This window comes from Planococcus chinensis (assembly GCF_020071995.1).
Lineage (GTDB): Bacteria > Bacillota > Bacilli > Bacillales_A > Planococcaceae > Planococcus > Planococcus chinensis_A.
The window spans coordinates 1-20,926 of record NZ_JABWTK010000018.1; the positions used below are offsets into that span (position 1 = coordinate 1).

Consider the following 20,926-nt stretch of genomic DNA (forward strand, 5'->3'; position numbering starts at 1 on the left):
ACAGCCCATTTAATTTCGCTTGAATATACGTTTTTGCCCATGCAAAAACACCTCCGATTTGTGTACTTGTTAAAAGTGTACCATCTCGAAGGTGTTTTATATTGTCCCATTTAATTATGTTAGTCTAACCCGGAATATTCCTATTCCGGGTCTTTTTATAGGTTTTTCCACTTTGTATGACGATAGTGCTATTTTCTGACAAATTTGCTGTTCCTGGGTTTTAGGTGGGAAAACAAGGGTATAATAGATACTGAAATACAAATTCGAAAGGAATGGTTCACTATCGATTCACACGGAATTGAGCACACGGAGAAAATGGAGCAGGCATTTCGAGACGTCCACGGATTTGGTATTGATGAATACCAAAATGACACAAACAAAATTGTAGAAGTAGAGCAGCGGAGAGAACGAGACTATCAAAAAGGGCAGCTAGCGGCTGCGAAGATCGAACGTCTGGTACACCGTGATTAATATAGTATGTTTAAGCCAGTGCCTTTAGGTGCTGGTTTTTTGATTGATATGTATTCTCATTTAGTGAGTTTCTATTGAAAATAAAGATGATTCAGAAATACTGTGCCGAAAACCCGTATTTTGCAATAAATACAGCATTTTGAAAAGCTCATATCTAAAAATCTTCTCCGGTTTAATGATTTGCTACTCATGGTGATTTCGGTTAAGATTAGAATGATACTAATTAAGAATGGTTTGCCATTCAACATCAACTTTATGGAGGTATTTACATGTCAACTTTGGTCATTAAAGATTTGCACGTTGAAATCGAAGGTAAAGAGATTTTAAAGGGTGTAAATTTAACTATTAATACAGGTGAAATTCATGCCATCATGGGACCTAACGGAACAGGTAAGTCAACTTTGGCTTCTGCTATCATGGGGCATCCAAAATATGAAGTAACATCCGGTTCAATTACTTTAGACGGTGAAGACGTATTGGAAATGGAAGTGGACGAACGCGCCCGCGCTGGCCTTTTCCTTGGCATGCAATACCCGAGTGAAATTTCTGGAGTAACAAATGCTGACTTTATGCGTTCGGCTATGAATGCCCGCCGCGAAGAAGGCGACGAAATTTCATTGATGAAATTCATCCGTGAACTTGACAAGAAAATGGAAGTTCTTGATATGGACCAGGAAATGGCGCAACGCTATTTGAATGAAGGATTCTCAGGCGGGGAAAAGAAACGCAATGAAATTCTTCAAATGATGATGATCAAACCGAAAATCGCAGTTCTTGATGAAATTGACTCCGGTTTGGATATCGATGCATTGAAAGTTGTATCGGAAGGCGTTAACCAAATGAGAAGCGAAAACTTCGGCTGCTTGATCATCACTCACTATCAGCGCTTGTTAAACTACATCACGCCTGACCACGTTCACGTAATGATGCAGGGCCGCGTAGTTAAATCCGGTGGAGAAGAACTTTCTCACAAACTGGAAGCAGAAGGCTATGACTGGATCAAAGCGGAACTTGGAATCGAAGATGAGACTGTAGGACAAGAAGCTTAATTGGAAGGGGAAACTAACGTGACGGTTGAAACGAATTTAAAAATAACCGAGCAGGACGTACGCTCCTTCTCGGCTTCTAAATCAGAACCTGAAGAGTTTACAAACTTGCGCGTTCAGGCGCTTGCAGCTGCAGAAGTATTGCCGTTGCCAAAACCTGATAAAACGAAAATTGCTGCCTGGAACTTTACTGAGTTTCCTGTGCATTCAACAGAGAGCTCAACGTATTCTTCACTTACGGAGCTTCCGGAAGAAGTGCAGTCTCTTGTTGACTTGAAACAGAAAAATCTTTATATCCAGCACAACAATACACCGGCATACTTGGCGTTGCCTGAAGAACTGAAAGCACAAGGAGTTATCTTAACTGATATTTTCACAGCGATCCGTGACCATGCAGACCTAGTCGGAAAATATTTTATGAACGAAGCTGTAAAAGCGGAAGAGCATAAATTGACATCGCTTCATGCAGCTTTGTTAAACGGCGGCGTATTCTTATATGTACCGAAAAACGTTGTTATTGAAGAGCCTGTCCAAGTGGTATTCATCCACGACAACGCAGATGCTTCACTGTTCAACCACGTGTTGGTTGTAGCAGATACAAGCAGCCAAGTAACGTATGTTGAAACTTATATTTCAACAGTACCCCAAGCAAACGGGCTCGCAAACATCGTTTCTGAAGTTATTGCAGAAGATAACGCAAAAATCACTTACGGTGCAGTAGACGTATTGGCTGAAGGATTTACAGCTTATATCAACCGCCGTGGAGTTGCGAAGCGCGATGCAACGATTGAATGGGCGCTTGGCATGATGAACGACAGCGATACGATTTCTGAAAACACAACTTACCTGATTGGCGACAACTCAACTGGCGATACAAAAACGGTTGTAGTTGGCAGAGGCACTCAGAAACAGAACTTTACAACAACTGTAACGCATTGGGGCAAAAACTCAGAAGGCCAGATTTTGACGCATGGCGTTATGAAAGAAGCGGCATCCGCTATTTTCAACGGCATCGGCAAAATCGAACACGGTGCTTCAAAAGCGAATGCTGAACAGGAATCCCGTGTTCTTATGCTGAGCCCGAAAGCACGCGGCGATGCAAACCCGATTCTTTTAATCGACGAAGACGATGTAACCGCAGGCCACGCTGCTTCAGTTGGCCGAGTAGATCCGCTTCAATTGTATTATTTGATGAGCCGCGGCATCACAAAACAGGAAGCTGAACGTCTTGTTATTCACGGCTTCTTGGCACCAGTAGTAAATGTGCTGCCAATCGAAGGCGTTAAAAAGCAATTGACGGAGGTTATCGAAAGGAAAGTCCGCTAATGATCAACCAAGAGATAAAAAGCTATTTTCCGATACTGAATCAAGAAATTAATGGCCATCCACTTGTCTATCTGGACAGTGCGGCCACTTCCCAAAAACCGGTGCAGGTCATTGAAGCATTGAAAAACTATTATGAGTTTGACAATTCCAATGTCCACCGCGGCGTGCATACGCTCGGCAACCGGGCGACTGAAAAGTATGAAGGCGCACGCGAAAAAGTCCGGAAATTCATCAATGCCAATGATGCCAAAGAAGTGATTTTCGTCCGCGGGACTACGACTGCCATCAATACAGTAGCCCAAAGCTATGGCAGAGCGAATGTGGAAGAAGGCGACGAAATCGTCATCACCTATATGGAGCACCATTCCAATATCATTCCATGGCAGCAACTCGCAAAAGAACGCGGAGCGATTCTGAAGTACATTGAGCTTGAAGAAGACGGCACGATTTCATTGGAACAAGTGCGGGCAGCGATTACTGAACGGACAAAAATTGTCTCAATGGTCTACGTTTCGAATGTGCTTGGCACGATGAACCCGGTGAAAGAGGTTGCGCAGATTGCCCATGAAAATGGAGCCGTTCTTGTTGTAGACGGTGCTCAGGCTGCGCCTCACTTGAAAATCGATGTTCAGCAGCTTGATTGCGATTTCTTCGCTTTTTCCGGCCATAAGATGGTCGGTCCGACTGGAATCGGCGTATTGTACGGCAAACAAGCGTTGCTGGAAGAAATGGAACCTGTTGAATTCGGCGGGGAAATGATTGATTTTGTCGGCTTATATGATTCAACATGGAAAGAGCTTCCTTGGAAATTTGAAGGCGGCACACCGATTATTGCAGGAGCGGTTGGCCTCGGTGCTGCAATCGATTTTCTGAATGAAATCGGCTTGAATAATATTGAGCAGCATGAACATGCAATGGCTGCTTATGCGATGGACAGAATGGGCGGCATCGAAGGGCTACAAATTTATGGCCCGAAAGATCCCGCAAAACGTGCAGGAATTGTAACGTTTAACTTGAATGATGTCCATCCGCATGATGTGGCAACTGTTCTGGATATGAGCGGCATTGCTGTCCGTGCTGGACACCATTGTGCGCAGCCGCTGATGAAGTGGCTGAATGTGACTGCTACAGCACGCGCCAGCTTCTACGTCTACAATGACGAATCGGATATCGATCGTTTAGTGGAAGGCCTGCGTACAGCAAAGGAGTATTTCAATAATGTCTTTTAATAACTTAGACCAACTTTATCGGCAAGTGATCATGGATCATTACAAAACGCCGCGCAATAAAGGCGCACTTGAATCCAACAGTGTGAATATCGAAATGAACAATCCGACATGCGGCGACCGGATTCAGCTGACGCTGCAAGTCGAAGACAATATTGTCAAAGATGCAAAATTCGACGGTGAAGGCTGCTCGATTTCAATGGCATCTGCTTCAATGATGACCCAAGCGGTAAAAGGCAAAGACGTCGAAACAGCGTTGCAGCTTTCGCATATCTTTTCAGATATGATGCTAGGAAAAGAATACGATGATTCAATCGATTTAGGGGATATCGAAGCATTGCAAGGTGTTTCCCAATTCCCTGCACGCATTAAATGTGCTACTCTTGCATGGAAAGCCATGGAAAAAGGCGTAAAAAGCGAAGAAAAATCGTAACACAGAACGGAGGAACGACGATGGCAAAAAAAATGCCGGAGATCGGTGATTATAAATATGGGTTCCACGATAAAGATGTGTCAGTGTTCCGATCAAAACGTGGACTTACAGAAGATATCGTAAGAGAAATTTCGAACATTAAGAGCGAACCGGAATGGATGTTGAAATCTCGCCTGAAAGCTCTTAAATTGTTCTACTCAATGCCAATGCCACAATGGGGCGGCGATTTGGGTTCATTGAACTTCGATGAAATTACGTATTACGTAAAACCGTCTGAAGCGAGCCAGACTTCATGGGATGAGGTTCCGGATGAAATCAAAGCGACATTTGATAAATTAGGGATTCCTGAAGCTGAACAAAAATACCTTGCGGGTGTTTCTGCTCAGTATGAATCTGAAGTGGTTTACCACAACATGAAAGTGGAATTGGAAGACATGGGCATCGTCTTCAAAGACACGGATGCTGCACTTCGTGAAAACGAAGACTTGTTCCGCGAATACTGGCAGACAGTTATTCCGGCTGCAGACAATAAGTTCGCGGCTCTTAACACAGCTGTATGGTCTGGTGGATCGTTCATCTATGTACCAAAAGGCGTAAAAGTGGAATCTCCGCTTCAAGCTTATTTCCGCATCAACTCGGAAAACATGGGCCAATTTGAACGTACATTGATTATCGTTGATGAAGGCGCAAGCGTTCATTACGTAGAAGGCTGTACAGCACCGGTTTACACGACAAACTCCCTGCACTCTGCAGTAGTTGAAATCATCGTGAAAAAAGATGCTTATTGCCGCTACACAACCATCCAGAACTGGGCAAACAACGTCTATAACCTTGTAACGAAACGCGCATTCGTGGATGCGAACGGTACAATGGAATGGATCGACGGCAACATCGGTTCTAAATTGACGATGAAATACCCGGCTGTTTACTTGAAAGGCGAAGGCGCACGCGGCATGACTTTGTCGATTGCAATCGCCGGCAAAGGGCAGCACCAGGATGCTGGAGCGAAAATGATTCACTTGGCTCCAAACACTTCTTCTTCAATCGTTTCGAAATCCATTTCGAAACAAGGCGGTAAGGTTTCTTACCGCGGAATCGTGCACTTCGGCCGTAAAGCCGATGGCGCCCGTTCAAACATCGAATGTGATACATTGATCATGGATAATCAGTCAACTTCTGATACTATCCCTTACAATGAAATCTTGAACGATAACGTCTCTTTGGAACACGAAGCGAAAGTTTCAAAAGTATCTGAAGAGCAATTGTTCTACTTGATGAGCCGCGGCGTTTCTGAGCAGGAAGCAACAGAAATGATCGTCATGGGCTTCATCGAGCCATTCACAAAAGAACTTCCAATGGAATATGCGGTAGAAATGAACCGTTTGATCAAGTTCGAAATGGAAGGCTCTATTGGTTAATAAAGTTGTTAACAGCCCTTGGCATGAGATTGCTCATGCCAAGGGTTATTTTTTATGGTAAAAAACGATGCCGTTTTATTGTTCATTTAAGGGGTAAACAAGCTAGGTAAGTAAATTTCAAGGAGGAATGCTGACATGAGTCAAACATTCGATGCATTGAAAGCAAAGCTTAGCAACGCAGACTTGGGGCAGGCAAAAGAAGTGATGGAGCAAGCCAAACAAGCTCATGAAGATGGAAAAATTGACGAGAATGAAAAGAAGGAACTGTTCGAATCTGCAAAATCGATCATTGGCGGAAAAGGCCTCGGTGGAATCTTTTAACAGCATGGACGGAAGCAGTACGTTTCACCAATGATAGTAAAGAATATAACAAAGCCCGGCGCATAAGCGCCGGGCTTTTACCTATTGATATTTTTTAGTGCCTCCCGTTTGCTAAGGGGCATCAATTCATGTTCCAAAACAAAAGTCCGCACCCAGTCGGCATCGGTTTTAGCGTATTCGCGGAGTGCCCAGCCAATGGATTTTTGGAGAAAGAATTCAGACGAAGCGGCGTGCTCCAGGATGATGCGGCTAAGTACCGCCGTGTCGGTAGTTTGTTTATATTTTAATTGATGAAGAATAGCCGCACGGTTTGTCCACATGTTATCGGCTTGAGACCATTCAAGCATTGTGAGGGTCCCGGCATCCCGCTGGATTTGAACGACATAGCCGAGTGCGCGCGGAGCGATGGAATCGACACTGTCCCACCAGGACTTGCTTTCGATCAATTGGCGTAAAAAGGGCAGATCAGCAAGCGACAAGTGCTTCACCATTTTTTCAAGTAGGGCGATGGCCGCATACTGGTACTCGCGTTCCGGCAGTGTATACAGTTTCCATACTTCTTCTGGTAAACGTTCCGGCTCCGGAAGCTGGTATTCCTGAAACTGTTCCTTCAGCAATACTTTCCGCAAAGGCGTTTTGATTCCGAGAAAGGGGAATTGATTTCGCATATACGCGCTCATCGCTACAGCCAGTTCTTCGCTGCGGTGGGCTTCAAATTTTCCGATGATTCCTCTATGGTCCCATTCTTTTTTCATGAAATTCATCTCCTAATCTTTTTAAAAAAAGTGTAGCACATCCAAAAGCAGGGAAATGTACAGCAACTGCTTTTTTTTATTGGAAATCTTGTAGTTGCGGCAAAGGGCATCTTCCAAAAAGACGCCCCATTTTTTGTGTGCTATCATAAAATAATAACGAATAGTGGAGGCGGGACGATGATATACGTTGGTTTGACGGGGTGGGGAGACCATCCGGACGTCTATAGCCCAGGCTCAAAAAAAACAGAAAAACTCATTGATTACAGCTCGCATTTTCCAATCGTTGAATTGGATTCATCGTTCTATGCAGTCCAACCTGAGCGCAATATCCGCAAATGGATCAACGAGACACCTGCAGGATTTCAGTTTGTGGTGAAAGCCTATCAAGGCATGACCGGGCATCAGCGCGGGGAAAACCCATTCGAGAGCCGCGACGAAATGTTTGAAGCGTTTCTCTTGTCGATTCGGCCTTTAAAGGAAGCGGGAAAATTGGCGATGGTGCTGCTTCAGTTTCCGCCTTGGTTTGATTGCCAGCGGGACAATGTCGAACAGATCCGGGAGATTGTCGGGCGCCTGCAGGAGTTTGATTTGGCCGTCGAGTTTCGCCATCAGTCTTGGTATGCACCGGAACTGCAGGAGAAGACGATCGAGTTTTTAAGGGAAAACAACTTGATCCATTCCGTTTGCGATGAACCGCAGGCGGGTGACGGCTCCATTCCGTTAGTGCCGATTTCCACCCGGGAAGACAAAGTGCTCTTTCGGCTGCATGGCCGCAATGTCCATGGCTGGCTGAATCCCGGCAATGCCAAGAAATGGCGGGAAGTCCGTTACTTGTACGATTACAATAAAAAAGAGCTGGAAGAAATCAGCGAAGCCGTTGCATCCTTAAAACAATCAACGGATAATGTGTATGTGATTTTCAATAATAACTCAGGCGGCCATGCGGCGGGAGATGCCAAACAATTTCAAGAGATGAACGAGCTGGAATTCAAAGGGCTCCATGAGAAACAGCTCGATTTGTTTGAAGGTGAATTTTAATGGTGTTTGTGCTAATTGCGATTGTTGGCTTATTGTCAGGAATCGTAGGTGCGTTGATTGGCCTTGGCGGAGGGGTCATTCTCGTACCAGCCATGCTGTTTCTCGGCACGGCGTTTGCTTTTTTTCCTGAATTGTCTCCGCAGAAAATTGTTGGGCTTTCGGTGATTATGATGATTTTTACAGGGCTTTCTTCCACGCTGTCCTATATGAAAGTGAAAACCGTCGATTATAAAAGCGGATTTATCTTTTTTGCAGGCAGTGCCCCTGGAACCATCATCGGAGCGTTTGTGAATAAGGGGCTGGATTTGCCTTCTTTTAATCTGTATTTCGGTATTCTGCTGGTTTTTCTAGCGATTTTGCTATTGGTTCGGGACCGGTTAAAAGAAGTCCACTGGTTTGTCGACAATGGCAAAAAGTATCATTTTAAAGATTCTATGAACAAGGAATACGTTTATGGATACCCGATTTGGGCAGCGCTTGTGCTGACATTCGCTGTAGGATTTGCTTCCGGCCTGTTTGGCATCGGCGGCGGTTCCATTATGGTGCCGGCCATGATCCTGCTCTTTCTATTTCCGCCGCATGTGGCAGTCGGCACTTCCATGTTCATGGTATTTTTATCAGCGATCGTAAACTCCATCACCCATTTTTCACTTGGCAATATTCCATGGATTTACACATTGGCTGTCGTGCCCGGGGCTTATATTGGCGCAAAAATAGGGGCAGGGTTAAACAAAAAACTTCAGTCTGAGACGCTTGTCGTCATATTGCGCATTGCCCTATTGGTATTGGGGGTGCGTTCGATTTACGAAGGATTATTCAGTTCTTAAAGAGGTGTAAGTGATGGGTGAGACCATTCATATTTATCATACAAACGATTTGCACAGCCATTTTTCGAATTGGCCACGCATCAAAAACTTATTAAGTGAGCGGAAACGCTGGCACGAGGAAGAAGGGGATATCTGCCTGATCCTCGATATCGGCGACCATGTCGACCGCTCGCATCCCTACACTGAAGGAACAGCCGGGAAAGGAAATGTGGAATTGCTGAATGATGCCGAATACGACGCGGTGACCATCGGCAATAACGAAGGCATCACGCTGTCCAAAGAAGAATTGGATGACTTATATGTACAGGCTGATTTTGATGTTGTTGTCGCCAATTTATATAAACCGAACGGCGAACGTCCTGAATGGGCGAAACCGTACCGGCTCATCAAAACAAATAGCGGGTACACCATTGGACTGGTCGGAGCTACAGCCGAATTCACGCCTTTCTATAAACGCCTTGGCTGGACGATTTCAGACGCGAAAAACGCTATTATAGAGGCCGTAGAGGCTATTAAAGGGGAAGCGGACCTGATTGTCTGCCTGTCCCATCTTGGCGTCAAAGAGGATGAATATTTGGCGGAACTATGCCCCGATATCGACGTCATTCTCGGAGCCCATACCCATCATATTTTCCATGAAGGGAAAATGATTGGAGATACATTGCTTGGAGCTGCCGGGAAGTTCGGTATGTATATCGGCCATGTGACCATTGAACCTTTGCGGCAGGAGAAAAAAGCACAGCTGATTGAAACAGCGACGTTGCAAGAAAGCGATGGCACATTCAATGAGCTGCTGATCGAACAAGGCAAAGCCCAATTGAGTGAACCGATTTTCTATAATGAAAAAGAGTTGAAAGCGGAATGGTTCAAAGACTCGGAGCTTGCTGAATTGTTCGGGGAAGCTTTGCTGGAATTTTCAGGTGCCCCTTGTGCGCTATTCAATGCCGGGTTGTTTATGGAAGACATGCCGCTAGGGAAAGCGACCCGCTATGATTTCCATAAAATGCTGCCGCATCCGATCAATCCATGCTTGATCGAGCTGACCGGTGCAGAACTGAAAGAAATTTACATGCAGTCCTTAAACGCAGAGTGGCCGCATATCGAATTGAAAGGAATGGGATTCCGGGGGGCGGTCGTCGGCAAAATGATCCGGGTAGGCCTGGAGGTGAAAAACCACCAACTGTTCGTCGGCGGGAAACCGGCAACCCATGATGAAACGTTTGAACTTATCACGTTGGACATGTTTACGTTCGGCTACTTTTTCCCATCGCTAAAGCGCGCTCCGAAAAAGTATTTCATGCCGGAATTCCTGCGGGATGTTTTCAGCCAGTATTTCCGGAGCAAAGCTATTCGTTGAAAGAAAATTCGGACTTAACATACATTTGATTTTGTAAAAAGTATGGGCTATGCTTACTATGAAATAAATATTGATGGGTAGAGGCCGCAAAACTTATTAGTACGATGTGTGAGTGTGACAACGTTGAACACATCCGAAAGGAAGTTTTGCCGAAGTTCTTTTTTTGCTGTCACTGAAAAAAGAGCTGGGGGTATTCTGAATAGGAATGCCACTGTCGTTTAAGTTTTAATTTAAACGAAGAGCTACAGGGTTGTTTGGTGTTTGAACGCACAGACGAATTGTAGAGGGCTGACTGTATCCATTGGGAGACAGTGGGCCCTTTTTCTTTCTCTTCCATCCTAAAAAACAGGAGGAATCTGTAACATGGAAAACACTATTTTTTCGATTTTGCCGCCAATCATTGCGATTGTCATGGTGCTTCTAACTCGCCGCGTTCTATTGTCGCTCGGAGCGGGAATTGTGGCCGGAGCTTTGATTTTGACATCATTTGCGCCGCTGGAAGCATTGCGGGAAGTTTACAATTCATTTGCTATTACGTTTTGGGATGAAGGATTTAACGCTTATAACGTCTTTATCCTTCTCTTCCTGCTGCTGCTAGGGATCATCACTGCGTTCGTCAGCTTGTCCGGCGGAAGCCATGCTTTCGCAGAATGGGCAGCTACACGCATCAAGTCAAGAAGAGGCGCAAAAGTCCTGACGGTATTCTTGGGAATCGTCATCTTTATTGATGACTATTTCAATGCATTGGCAGTCGGGCAAGTAGCCAAGCCGATTACGGACCGCTATAAGATTTCACGTGCCAAACTGGCTTATTTTATTGATTCGACAGCCGCTCCAGTTTGCGTTATCTCACCGGTTTCGAGCTGGGGAGCAGCGATTATCGGAATCATCGCGACGATTTTGGCGGAACAGACGTATGTTCAGTCTTCTGCACTCGAGTCGTTCGTCTTGATGGCGCCGATGAACTTTTATGCAATTGCCACACTGGCGATCGTCTTTTTCGTCGCTATCCGGGACGTGGATTTCGGAGCGATGAAAAAACACGAGACACGCGCAATTGTTGAAGGGCAATTGTTTGATCCAAAGAAAACAATTCCTGGAGAAATGAAAGAAGAGTTTCCAAGCCATTCACACGGCCATGTTCGGGACCTGTTGCTGCCAATCTTGTTATTAGTTGCCGGGACGATCCTTGCCATGATTTGGACGGGCTATCAGAATGCCGGCCAAGTCGCTGACATCTGGCTGATTTTTGAAAACACCGATGTCCCGGCTTCGTTGTTGACCGGTGGACTTCTTGGAGCCGCCACTTCGATTGTGCTGTACTTGCTTCAAATGAAACACAATAAAACAGCAAACGCTGCATGGGTGGGCAAAGGCATTATCGCGGGCATCAAGTCCATGGCCGCTGCTGTGTTTATCCTGATTTTTGCCTGGTCATTAAGTTATTTGATCGGCGCGCTTGAAACAGGGCTTTACCTTTCAGAAATTGTCACAGAAAACAATGTGCCAATTGAAGTCCTGCCGGTTCTGCTGTTTTTACTGGCAGGAATTATGGCTTTCTCAACCGGAACTTCATGGGGCTCATTCGGAATTCTACTACCGATTGCGGGGAACATCATGGCCCAGGCTGCACCTGAGCTATTATTGCCGGCTTTGTCTGCAGTACTGGCTGGAGCTGTATTCGGTGACCACTGCTCACCGATTTCCGACACGACCATCCTGTCTTCGACGGGAGCAGGAAGCAATCATATGGACCATGTATTAACTCAGCTTCCGTATGCACTGACAGCTGCCGGCATTGCTTCAATCGGGTATATTGTCATAGGTTTCACAGAATCCCTGTGGTTGGCCTTAGGAGCAGTTGTGGTTATTCTTTTGATATTATTCGTAGCTTGGTCGCGGCGCACCACTATTCTTGAAAAACGTGCTAAAACTCTATGATATGTAAAGCAGAGAACCTGGTTCTCTGCTTTTTTATTATTGTAGCAATAGTTATTTGTAAAAACCTTGCTGAATTATCTTTACTTTGCAGAGCCTCCTCGTTATACTATTTTTAGATTAGTAAATAATCTGAAAATAAACAAACTTCCTATTTTTCTGGAAAGGAAATGGAAGAAAACAAGGGGGAGAAAAAATGGAACGTTCGCAATGGGGAACACGCGCCGGTTTCATTATGGCAGCTGTGGGGTCAGCTGTAGGTCTGGGGAACATTTGGCGTTTTCCGTACGTGGCCTATGAAAATGGTGGAGGAGCATTCTTTATACCGTACTTATTCGCTCTGTTAACCGCAGGGATACCAATTCTAATTATGGAATTCACCATCGGCCATAAATTCCGCGGATCAGCACCGCTATCGTTCTTTAGAATGAGCGGCAAAAAATTGGAATGGATGGGCTGGTGGGCGATATTCGTCTCATTCGTCATATCCACTTATTATGCAGTTATTATTGCTTGGGCAATGCGTTACACGATCTTTTCGTTCAATCAGGCATGGGGAGACGATACACAGGCATTTTTATTTGAAGATTTTCTTCAACTAACTGTTCAGCCAGGTCAAACCGGCGGAATTGTATGGGGTGTATTTATTCCGTTGGCGCTTGTATGGATTATTGCGCTTGGCATTCTTTTCGCCGGAGTCAAAAAAGGAATTGAGATGGCGAACCGAATTTTCATTCCGACATTAGTGGTCATTTTCCTGATTGTCGTTATACGCGCTGTCACTCTTGATGGTGCTGCACTCGGGCTTGAGGCATTCTTCAAACCGAATTTTGATGCCATTATGGACCCTCAGGTTTGGGTAGCGGCATACGGACATATTTTCTTCAGTTTATCAATCGCTTTCGCTATCATGATCACTTATGCAAGTTATTTGCCGAAAAAATCGGATATTACAAACAATGCATTCATCACCGGATTTGCCAACTCGGCTTTTGAATTGCTTGCCGGAATCGGAGTTTTTGCAGCACTTGGGTTTATGGCGAGCCAGCAAGGGGTTGCGGTTGCGGATGTAGCTACAGCAGGCGTAGGGTTAGCATTTGTTGTGTTCCCGCAAATCATCAGTGAATTCCCGGGCTTTAACGGATTCTTTGGGGCCTTGTTCTTCTTGTCGTTGACGTTGGCCGGACTTACTTCATTGATTTCCATCACGGAAACTTACGTTGCTGGATTCTCTGAAAAATTCGGGATTTCACGCAATAAAGCAGTTGCATTTGGCGGCGGGCTTGCTGCATTGATTTCCATTCTCTTTGCTACACAAGGCGGCTTGTTCTTCCTGGACGTAGCTGATTATTTCATCAACCAATTTGGTGTAGCAGCAATCGGATTAGTTGAAGTGATCTTGGTCGTATGGGCTTTCCGTAAAGTGGATCTGCTGCGGGACCATGCCAATGCCATTTCAGACATTCACCTTGGCGGCTGGTGGAAAATCTGCCTGGGCATCGTAACGCCAATTGTTTTGGGTTATATGATGTTCGGTTTATTGAAAACCAACCTTCTGAAGGAATTTGATACCGAAACCGGCAACTACGAAGGGTATTCGGATACGTTCATCATGCTCGGCGGTACGAGTGTTGCACTTGCCGCACTTGTGTTTGGGATTCTCTTCTCCCTCGGCAAATGGCATAAAGACCATGCCCAGTTTGAAGAAGATAAATAGTAAGGGGGACCATAACATGTCAATTAGCGCAATTGTCGTAATGATAATCGGTATGGTAATCATTTGGGGCGGCTTGGCTGCTAGCATCTTGCATGCTGTCAGCAAAAGCAGAGCTGCAAAAAGAACAGCTTAAGATGAAAACCCGGGAGCAATCGCTTCCGGGTTTTTCTATGGTATTGGAGAGCCTTCCAACTTTTGTTATATTGTAGGGGATGGTTCTTTATGGTACATTTGGAATGGAATGATTTCATACATAACTTAACAGAATGGGGACGATGAGCGTGTCAGTTGAACAGGAACATCTAAGAAAGCCCGATTGGTTAAAAATCAAACTTAATACAAATGAAAACTATACGGATCTGAAAAAAATGATGCGGGAAAACAACTTGAATACGGTTTGTGAAGAAGCCCGTTGCCCAAACATCCATGAATGTTGGGGGACGCGCAGAACAGCCACATTTATGATTCTCGGAGCTGTCTGTACCCGTGCCTGCCGTTTCTGTGCGGTCAAAACCGGGTTGCCGAATGAACTGGATCTGCAGGAGCCGGAACGTGTAGCCAAATCTGTGCAATTAATGAATTTAAAGCATACGGTGATAACAGCTGTAGCCCGTGATGACTTAAAAGACGGCGGCTCGGAAGTATTTGCTGAAACTGTGCGCGCCATCAAACGTTTAAATCCATTTACAACTGTTGAAGTTCTGCCTTCTGATATGGGTGGAGTGTATGAAAACCTTGAACGACTGATGGCGGCGGAACCCGATATTTTAAACCACAATATCGAAACCGTCCGAAGACTGACGTCGAGAGTCCGGGCGCGGGCAACTTATGACCGTTCCCTCGAACTGTTGAAGCGGGCAAAAGAAATCCGTCCGGAAATTCCGACCAAGTCTTCGCTGATGCTCGGTCTAGGTGAAACGAAAGAAGAAATCCTTGAAGTCATGGACGATTTACGGGCAAACGATGTTGATATCATGACGATTGGGCAGTATTTGCAGCCATCCAAAAAACACTTGAAGGTACAGAAATATTATTCGCCGAAAGAGTTTAAGGAATTATGGGAAATTGCGATGGAAAAAGGATTTTCGCACTGCCAGTCAGGGCCGCTTGTCCGGAGCAGTTACCATGCCGATGAGCAAGTCAACGCAGCCGCAAAAGAACGCCAACGTCTTGGAGATATACAAGCAGCTGTTTCAGACAGCTAATGGATGGTGATAAAGATGGTTATATTAGATCAATGGGAATACGAAGTGATAATCGATTACCGGGAAGGGTTCCAGCAAGAAGCACTGGCAAACCGCTACAGCGAGATCCTGGCAAAATATGATTATATACTGGGAGACTGGGGATATGGCCAGCTCCGATTGAAAGGCTTTTTTGAAGATACCAATCATAAAGCGACATACGACACAAAAATCAGCACCTTGCAGGATTATTTGTACGAATACTGCAATTTCGGCTGTGCCTATTTTGTCATCAAGAAAGTGGGCAAAGCCCCTGCACCTGAACCAGAACAACAACCGGAAACCCTCGAGACAGATTCATAATCTGGCGAGGGTTTTTTTCGTGCCATATGATATGATAAAGAAGAGAACAGCATGTAACAGCTAAGTTTAATGGAGGGTTATAAATGTATTTCATAGATAGAAATCAGATTACAGAAACAGCAGCTCATATGGCTGCATTGGTGGAATTGTTTGAAGAAAAGAAAGAGTGGTCATCTTTGGTGGACCAATTAGCGTTGGAGCGGCTTGCGAACAATTTGGTCGAGTCGATGATCGATATGGGGAATTCCATGATTGACGGGTTTATCATGCGGGATCCCGGGAGCTACGAGGATATCATTGATATTTTGGTGGATGAAAAAGTCATTACGGCGGAAATGGATGAACCGTTGAAAAAGGTGATCGGACTGCGCAAAATGCTGGTGCGGGAATTCATGAAAGTGGACCATCAGGAATTGCTGGATGTTATTAGCGCCAACTACGGACCGCTAAAAGAGTTTGCACCGAAAGTTGAACATTATTTGGAACACGAGCTGGGGCCGGTATCCGCATTTTTGCCGGAGTCTAATAATGAAAACCTATAAAGCCTATTGCCTTGATCTGGACGGCACGGTCTACCGGGGAACAGAACCCATCGCAGAAGCGGTGGCTTTTGTGCGCCGCCTCCAAACAGAGGGCATTGAACCGTTTTTTGTCACGAATAATGCATCGATGACGCAGCTGCAGCTCCACCAAAAGCTTACGCGGTTTGGCATAGAGACAGCGGAGTCCCAAATTATGTCTTCCGCTCTTGCAGCTGCAAAATACATCAAACGCTGGTATCCGGATAAGACGGTCTTTATGATCGGCTCAGACGGTCTTCGCCAGGCGTTGGAGCAAGAAGGCATTTCGCAAGTTGAAAGAGACGCTGATATTGTGGTGATGGGGATTGATCCTGCTGTAAACTACGAAAAGCTGGCAACGGCATGTTTGGAAGTTCGAAAAGGCGCCGTCTTTCTGTCTACCAACCGCGATTTGGCATTTCCGTCGGAAAGAGGCTTGCTGCCAGGAAACGGCGCATTCACAACGCTTGTTGCTGCATCTACAGGAGTGGACCCCGTGTATATCGGCAAACCGGAAGGGCATATGCTCGACGCCATTTTGTACGAACACGGATTTGAAAAAAACGACATGGTCATGATCGGGGATAATTACGACACCGATATTTTAGCAGGCGTCCATTTTGAAATTGACACGGCCCATGTTAACACCGGCGTTACGCCGATGGAAGATGTAATGAAAAAAGATGTTCAGCCGACGTATCTGCTGGAACACCTTGGGTTTTGGACCATATAAGAAAAGCGCAAGAGCCCGTGTAGATTCGACGGCCACACAGCCGGGTTGGCTTATGGCCCTGGAATCTGGGCGCTGGAGTCTGGACCATATAAAAAAGCCGTTGGGAACGGCTTAGAATAAAGGGTTTTCTTCTATAAACTCATAAACATTCTTGGTCAGCTCTTCGGGTGAATCTGCTTCGACGATTTCACCATTTACGAGTGCATAAAGAGATTCCGAACATTTTGTGCAATAACTTAAACAGCCATATTCCAGCACATCGAGATTCGGATCCCGTTCCAGTTTTTCAAAAGATTCTTGTGATCCATTTGCTATATTGCTGATGCAAAATTCCACAATTGGTTTCATTTTGGTCACCTCACTACTCTGAAATCCTACCTTTTTTTATAGCGATAGTCAATTAATTGATTTCTGTATAATAGCTTGTGAAACTTATCACAATCAGCTATACTCTTAGTTGAGAAATTGTGCAGATATACGGATGAAAAGGGAGATACTTATGCGAAAATTAGTTTTACTCGGCGGTGGATACGGAAATATGCGGATATTGCTTCGCCTATTGCCCAATAACCTTCCGCTTGATACGGAAATCATTTTGATCGATCGAACGCCTTTCCACAGCATGAAGACGGAATTCTACGCGCTTGCGGCAGGGACAGCGTCGGATCATGAAGTGCGGGTGGCATTCCCTGAAAGCGACCGTTTGACGATGGTCCACGGGGAAATCGAGAAAATCAGTATGGATGAAAATTGCGTTGTCATGGAAAACGGCGATTGCATCGAATACGATGACTTGGTCATTGGCCTGGGCTGTGAAGACAAATACCACAGCGTTCCAGGAGCTGATGAATTCACGTACAGTATCCAGACCATCGGCAAAACACGCGAGACTTTTAAAACACTTTTAGGCCTGCCTTCAGGAGCGGTAGTTGGCGTTGTTGGCGCTGGCCTCAGCGGAATTGAATTGGCAAGCGAATTGCGTGAAAGCAGACAAGATCTTCAGATCAAGCTGTTCGACAGAAGCCCACGGATCTTGCGGGATTTCCCAGAGCGCTTAAGCAATTTCGTTAAAAAATGGTTCGACAAAAACAATGTGGAAGTGATTCCAAGCTCCAACATCACGAAAGTGGAGCCGAATCTTCTTTATAACCACGAAGATACCATTCCAGTGGATGCAGTGGTTTGGACTGCAGGCATCCAGCCGGTTAAAGTCGTGCGTGACCTTGGTCTCGAAAGCGATAGCAGCGGACGCATTGTCATTAACCAGTACCACCAAATTCCGAATCACGAAAACGTCTATGTTGTAGGCGACTGTGCAGCGCTGCCAATGGCACCGTCTGCCCAGCTGGCTGAAGAACAAGCAGAGCAAATTGTAAAAGTGCTGTCTGCAATTTGGAGAAACCAGCCGCTGCCTGAGCAGATGCCGGAAATCCAGCTTAAAGGATTCCTCGGTTCACTCGGCAAAAAGCAAGGTTTTGCCTATTTGGCAGACCGTACCGTAACAGGCCGCATCGCCCGCTTGATGAAGTCCGGCGTACTTTGGATGTACAAATGGCATAATGGCTGAGAAAGTAAAAAAGCGCTCAATTGAGCGCTTTTTTTATTGGGCTTCTGCTGAAAAGCCGTGTTTTTCAAGTTCTTTGTATACAGGCTTCAACTGGACGTATCCTTCGCCGACAACTTCGCCTTCTACTAATACAAGCGGATAGAAAAATTCATCGTCCAGGATCCGCTGGGCATAGTCTTTGCGGTGTTCCAGGTCTTGCGGTTTCTCAATATCGATATAGGTAATTGAAAATGGCTGATCTTTGTATTTACGTGAAATGGCCGCTTCGAGCCATTCATACGTATCTATGGAAGAAGGGGCGTTGACGCAGCTGGCACAAATAACATCGGTTCCGTAAACTTCAATCGAGATTTCTTTCGGCATTTAAGTCTACCTCCTGTAAATTCATTAGTGGCTTTTTCCTCTCAATCACATTATAATGATTATAATGAAAGGAGTCGATATAAATGACTGAAGCTATGATGGAAAGCCAAGTAATGGAAGTCCTAGATAAATTGCGTCCATTCCTTTTGCGTGACGGTGGAGACTGTGAACTTGTTGATGTGGAGGATGGAATCGTAAAACTTCGTCTTCTGGGTGCATGCGGCAGCTGCCCAAGTTCGACCATTACATTAAAAGCAGGGATTGAACGCGCATTGATGGAAGAAATTCCTGGCGTTGTAGAAGTAGAGCAAGTATTTTAATGCCAAGGGACCCGTCATAGGTCCCTTTTTTGCTACATATAATTAACGCCTCGCACAAGCTTGTTCGCTTGAAGCGGGTGAACATTTATTGCTATGATGATGGAAGAGGAGTGATAGGTATGGCACAAGTAGTTGAAATTACTGAAGCGGCTTCTTTTCAAGTCAAAGAAATGATGCGCCATAACGAAGAAGAAGATTCATTTCTTCGCGTAGCCGTTAAAGGCGGAGGCTGCAGCGGATTAACATACGGAATGGGCTTTGAAAAAGAACAGGGCTCTGATGATGATATATTGGAGCAATTCGGCATCCGTATTTTAGTAGCGAGAGAAGATGCACCTATTTTGAACGGTACAGTAGTTGATTACAAACAGTCGTTGATGGGCGGCGGGTTTACTATTGAAAATCCGAATGCCATCGCATCATGCGGCTGTGGAACTTCTTTCCGGACTGCTAAAAAAGCAGGTACGCCGGAAAGCTGTTAAACTTAAAAAACCTTCTCATTTGAGAAGGTTTTTTAAGTTGGAAACAAACCGAGTGATGAAGGCGCTTTTATAGAAAGCAAGTACAGTGCACAAGTTTTTTCGCTTCTTTTCAACTATCCGTAATAATTCCATCACACTTGATGGATAAAGCTTACAGCAAGGCAATTGTGAGTTGAAAACGGTATACAAAAGGTCTAATATAGAGTGTAGGAGTATATAAGCTTTAAAAATGACTTGAAGGTGGTTGCGATTGTGGTTAAGAGACCCTCAATTTTAGTATTAGGAGCAGGATACGGTGGTTTGACTACTGTAGTAAACTTGCAGAAGGTATTAGGCACAGATGGTGCTGACATTACATTGATCAACAAAAACGAATACCATTACGAAAGCACATGGCTTCACGAAGCTGCTGCCGGAACACTTCTTCCAGAACAAGTCCGTTACGATATCAAAGATGTAATCGATAGCGTGAAAACGAAATTTGTTCAAGCAACAGTTGAAGCAATCGATGTAAAAGGCAAGAAAGTAACGACTGACAACGGTGTCTTTACATACGACTATCTTGTGATTGGTCTAGGATTTGAAGGGGAAACTTTCGGAATTCCTGGCCTTGACAAATATGCGCTTTCAATTGCAAACGTTAAAGCTGCACGTTATATCCGTGAGCATATCGAGTTCCAATTTGCGAACTGGTCAGCGGAAGAAGAGAAAGACGATAGCCGTTTGACAATCGTTGTCGGCGGAGCCGGCTTCACAGGAATCGAGTTCTTAGGCGAACTTGCGAACCGTGTGCCTGAGCTATGCAAAGAATACGATGTACCTCGCGAAAAAGTGCGTGTCGTATGTGTAGAAGCGGCGCCAATGGTATTGCCTGGATTTGATCCTGAACTTGTCAGCTATGCAGTGGGCAAATTGGAATCCAAAGGAATCGAATTCTCAATCGGAACTCCGGTTGTCGAAGCGACGCCTGAAGGAGTTAACATCAAAAAAGGCGATGACAATTTCGAATTCATCAAAGCCGGCACAGTGGTATGGGCAGCAGGCGTACGCGGCAGCAAACTGATCGAAGAGTCAGGTATTGAAAACATGCGTGCCCGTGTGAAAGTGGAACCGGATCTTCGTGCTCCAGGCTTCTCTGATGTCTTTATCGTTGGAGACTGCGCATTGATGATTAACGAAGAAACAAACCGTCCGTATCCACCGACTGCACAGATTGCTATGCAGCAAGGTGAAACAGTAGCGAAAAACATCAACTCCTTGATCAAAGGCGAAGATACGATGCCATTCGTTCCTGACCTGAAAGGAACAGTTTGTTCTTTAGGCGAAGACGATGCAATTGGTGTGGTATTCGGCAAGAAGATTACAGGAAAACGTGCTTCGTTCATGAAGAAAATGATCGACAACCGTGCATTGCTATTGGTTGGCGGACCTGGTCTTGTTATGAAAAAAGGTAAATTCAACGTTCTATAATTAGATCAAAA

General features: G+C 45.1%; 23 protein-coding genes and 1 riboswitch. Of the genes, 20 read left to right on the top strand and 3 right to left on the bottom strand.

The features are described 5' to 3' along the window. Positions 1 to 734 precede the first annotated feature (734 nt). From sufC to HU147_RS18330, 6 genes are all read left to right on the top strand, one after another. Positions 735 to 1,520 carry a Fe-S cluster assembly ATPase SufC gene (gene sufC, locus HU147_RS18305; RefSeq protein WP_175557100.1) on the top strand — a complete coding sequence of 262 codons (786 nt, stop codon included), beginning with the start codon at positions 735 to 737 and terminating at the stop codon, positions 1,518 to 1,520. Positions 1,521 to 1,538: 18 nt separating this feature from the next. Further along, positions 1,539 to 2,843, top strand: coding sequence for a Fe-S cluster assembly protein SufD (gene sufD, locus HU147_RS18310; RefSeq protein ID WP_224077532.1), 1,305 nt, complete (start codon positions 1,539 to 1,541; stop codon positions 2,841 to 2,843). After that, entirely contained in the window at positions 2,843 to 4,072 is a 1,230-nt protein-coding gene (locus HU147_RS18315) for a cysteine desulfurase (RefSeq protein ID WP_224077533.1), read from the top strand. The genes sufD and HU147_RS18315 overlap by 1 nt, the downstream gene beginning before the upstream one ends. Beyond that, positions 4,062 to 4,502, top strand: coding sequence for a Fe-S cluster assembly sulfur transfer protein SufU (gene sufU / locus HU147_RS18320; protein ID WP_036808278.1), 441 nt, complete (start codon positions 4,062 to 4,064; stop codon positions 4,500 to 4,502). The genes HU147_RS18315 and sufU overlap by 11 nt, the downstream gene beginning before the upstream one ends. A gap of 20 nt (positions 4,503 to 4,522) precedes the next feature. Then, positions 4,523 to 5,920: a Fe-S cluster assembly protein SufB gene (gene sufB / locus HU147_RS18325; RefSeq protein ID WP_224077534.1), complete on the top strand. Its 1,398-nt coding sequence runs from the start codon at positions 4,523 to 4,525 to the stop codon at positions 5,918 to 5,920. 135 nt (positions 5,921 to 6,055) lie between these two features. Further along, a complete protein-coding gene (locus HU147_RS18330) occupies positions 6,056 to 6,241 on the top strand; it encodes a hypothetical protein (RefSeq protein WP_224077535.1) in 186 nt (61 codons plus the stop codon). 77 nt (positions 6,242 to 6,318) lie between these two features. Here HU147_RS18330 and HU147_RS18335 read toward each other — a convergent pair whose 3' ends face one another. After that, on the bottom strand, positions 6,319 to 6,996 hold the full coding sequence (locus HU147_RS18335; RefSeq protein ID WP_224077536.1) for a DNA alkylation repair protein: 678 nt from the start codon (positions 6,994 to 6,996) through the stop codon (positions 6,319 to 6,321). 177 nt (positions 6,997 to 7,173) lie between these two features. Here HU147_RS18335 and HU147_RS18340 point away from each other — a divergent pair, with 177 nt between their 5' ends. The 10 genes from HU147_RS18340 to HU147_RS18385 all read left to right on the top strand — a co-directional run bounded on the left by HU147_RS18340 (position 7,174) and on the right by HU147_RS18385 (position 16,713). After that, entirely contained in the window at positions 7,174 to 8,034 is an 861-nt protein-coding gene (locus HU147_RS18340; RefSeq protein WP_224077537.1) for a DUF72 domain-containing protein, read from the top strand. Then, the gene (locus tag HU147_RS18345) at positions 8,034 to 8,861 is read left to right on the top strand and encodes a sulfite exporter TauE/SafE family protein (RefSeq protein WP_224077538.1); all 828 of its coding nucleotides are present in this window, start codon (positions 8,034 to 8,036) and stop codon (positions 8,859 to 8,861) included. Before HU147_RS18340 ends, HU147_RS18345 begins: the two co-directional genes overlap by 1 nt. 13 nt (positions 8,862 to 8,874) lie before the next feature. Then, positions 8,875 to 10,218, top strand: coding sequence for a bifunctional metallophosphatase/5'-nucleotidase (locus HU147_RS18350; RefSeq protein WP_224077539.1), 1,344 nt, complete (start codon positions 8,875 to 8,877; stop codon positions 10,216 to 10,218). A 70-nt stretch (positions 10,219 to 10,288) separates the two neighbouring features. Next, positions 10,289 to 10,471, top strand: a riboswitch (Lysine riboswitch). A 110-nt stretch (positions 10,472 to 10,581) separates the two neighbouring features. Beyond that, positions 10,582 to 12,159, top strand: coding sequence for a Na+/H+ antiporter NhaC family protein (locus HU147_RS18355; protein WP_224077540.1), 1,578 nt, complete (start codon positions 10,582 to 10,584; stop codon positions 12,157 to 12,159). Positions 12,160 to 12,352: 193 nt separating this feature from the next. After that, positions 12,353 to 13,873, top strand: coding sequence for a sodium-dependent transporter (locus HU147_RS18360; protein WP_224077541.1), 1,521 nt, complete (start codon positions 12,353 to 12,355; stop codon positions 13,871 to 13,873). A gap of 16 nt (positions 13,874 to 13,889) precedes the next feature. Beyond that, positions 13,890 to 14,006: a methionine/alanine import family NSS transporter small subunit gene (locus tag HU147_RS18365; protein WP_224077542.1), complete on the top strand. Its 117-nt coding sequence runs from the start codon at positions 13,890 to 13,892 to the stop codon at positions 14,004 to 14,006. Between the two features lie 148 nt (positions 14,007 to 14,154). Beyond that, complete coding sequence (lipA, locus tag HU147_RS18370; RefSeq protein WP_224077572.1) at positions 14,155 to 15,078, top strand: lipoyl synthase; 924 nt, start codon at positions 14,155 to 14,157, stop codon at positions 15,076 to 15,078. A gap of 15 nt (positions 15,079 to 15,093) precedes the next feature. Continuing rightward, a complete protein-coding gene (locus tag HU147_RS18375; RefSeq protein ID WP_036808306.1) occupies positions 15,094 to 15,420 on the top strand; it encodes a YutD family protein in 327 nt (108 codons plus the stop codon). 83 nt (positions 15,421 to 15,503) lie between these two features. Beyond that, entirely contained in the window at positions 15,504 to 15,962 is a 459-nt protein-coding gene (locus HU147_RS18380) for a DUF86 domain-containing protein (protein WP_224077543.1), read from the top strand. Then, positions 15,949 to 16,713 (top strand): TIGR01457 family HAD-type hydrolase, encoded by a 765-nt coding sequence (locus HU147_RS18385; protein ID WP_224077544.1) that lies wholly within the window; start codon positions 15,949 to 15,951, stop codon positions 16,711 to 16,713. Before HU147_RS18380 ends, HU147_RS18385 begins: the two co-directional genes overlap by 14 nt. A 111-nt stretch (positions 16,714 to 16,824) precedes the next feature. Here HU147_RS18385 and HU147_RS18390 read toward each other — a convergent pair whose 3' ends face one another. Then, positions 16,825 to 17,061 carry a YuzB family protein gene (locus tag HU147_RS18390; protein ID WP_036808312.1) on the bottom strand — a complete coding sequence of 79 codons (237 nt, stop codon included), beginning with the start codon at positions 17,059 to 17,061 and terminating at the stop codon, positions 16,825 to 16,827. A gap of 151 nt (positions 17,062 to 17,212) precedes the next feature. Between HU147_RS18390 and HU147_RS18395 the strand changes: the two genes are divergently transcribed. Further along, positions 17,213 to 18,280, top strand: a complete 1,068-nt coding sequence (locus HU147_RS18395) for an NAD(P)/FAD-dependent oxidoreductase (protein ID WP_224077545.1) — start codon at positions 17,213 to 17,215, stop codon at positions 18,278 to 18,280. Between the two features lie 33 nt (positions 18,281 to 18,313). On the opposite strand, the gene HU147_RS18400 is transcribed toward HU147_RS18395, so the two are convergent. Then, entirely contained in the window at positions 18,314 to 18,643 is a 330-nt protein-coding gene (locus HU147_RS18400; RefSeq protein ID WP_224077546.1) for a YuzD family protein, read from the bottom strand. An 83-nt stretch (positions 18,644 to 18,726) separates the two neighbouring features. Here HU147_RS18400 and HU147_RS18405 point away from each other — a divergent pair, with 83 nt between their 5' ends. From HU147_RS18405 to HU147_RS18415, 3 genes are all read left to right on the top strand, one after another. Next, positions 18,727 to 18,963: a NifU family protein gene (locus tag HU147_RS18405; protein ID WP_036808320.1), complete on the top strand. Its 237-nt coding sequence runs from the start codon at positions 18,727 to 18,729 to the stop codon at positions 18,961 to 18,963. 119 nt (positions 18,964 to 19,082) lie between these two features. Next, positions 19,083 to 19,445 (top strand): HesB/IscA family protein, encoded by a 363-nt coding sequence (locus tag HU147_RS18410; RefSeq protein WP_053167131.1) that lies wholly within the window; start codon positions 19,083 to 19,085, stop codon positions 19,443 to 19,445. A gap of 252 nt (positions 19,446 to 19,697) precedes the next feature. Beyond that, positions 19,698 to 20,915, top strand: coding sequence for an NAD(P)/FAD-dependent oxidoreductase (locus tag HU147_RS18415; RefSeq protein ID WP_224077547.1), 1,218 nt, complete (start codon positions 19,698 to 19,700; stop codon positions 20,913 to 20,915). The last annotated feature ends 11 nt before the right edge of the window (positions 20,916 to 20,926 follow it).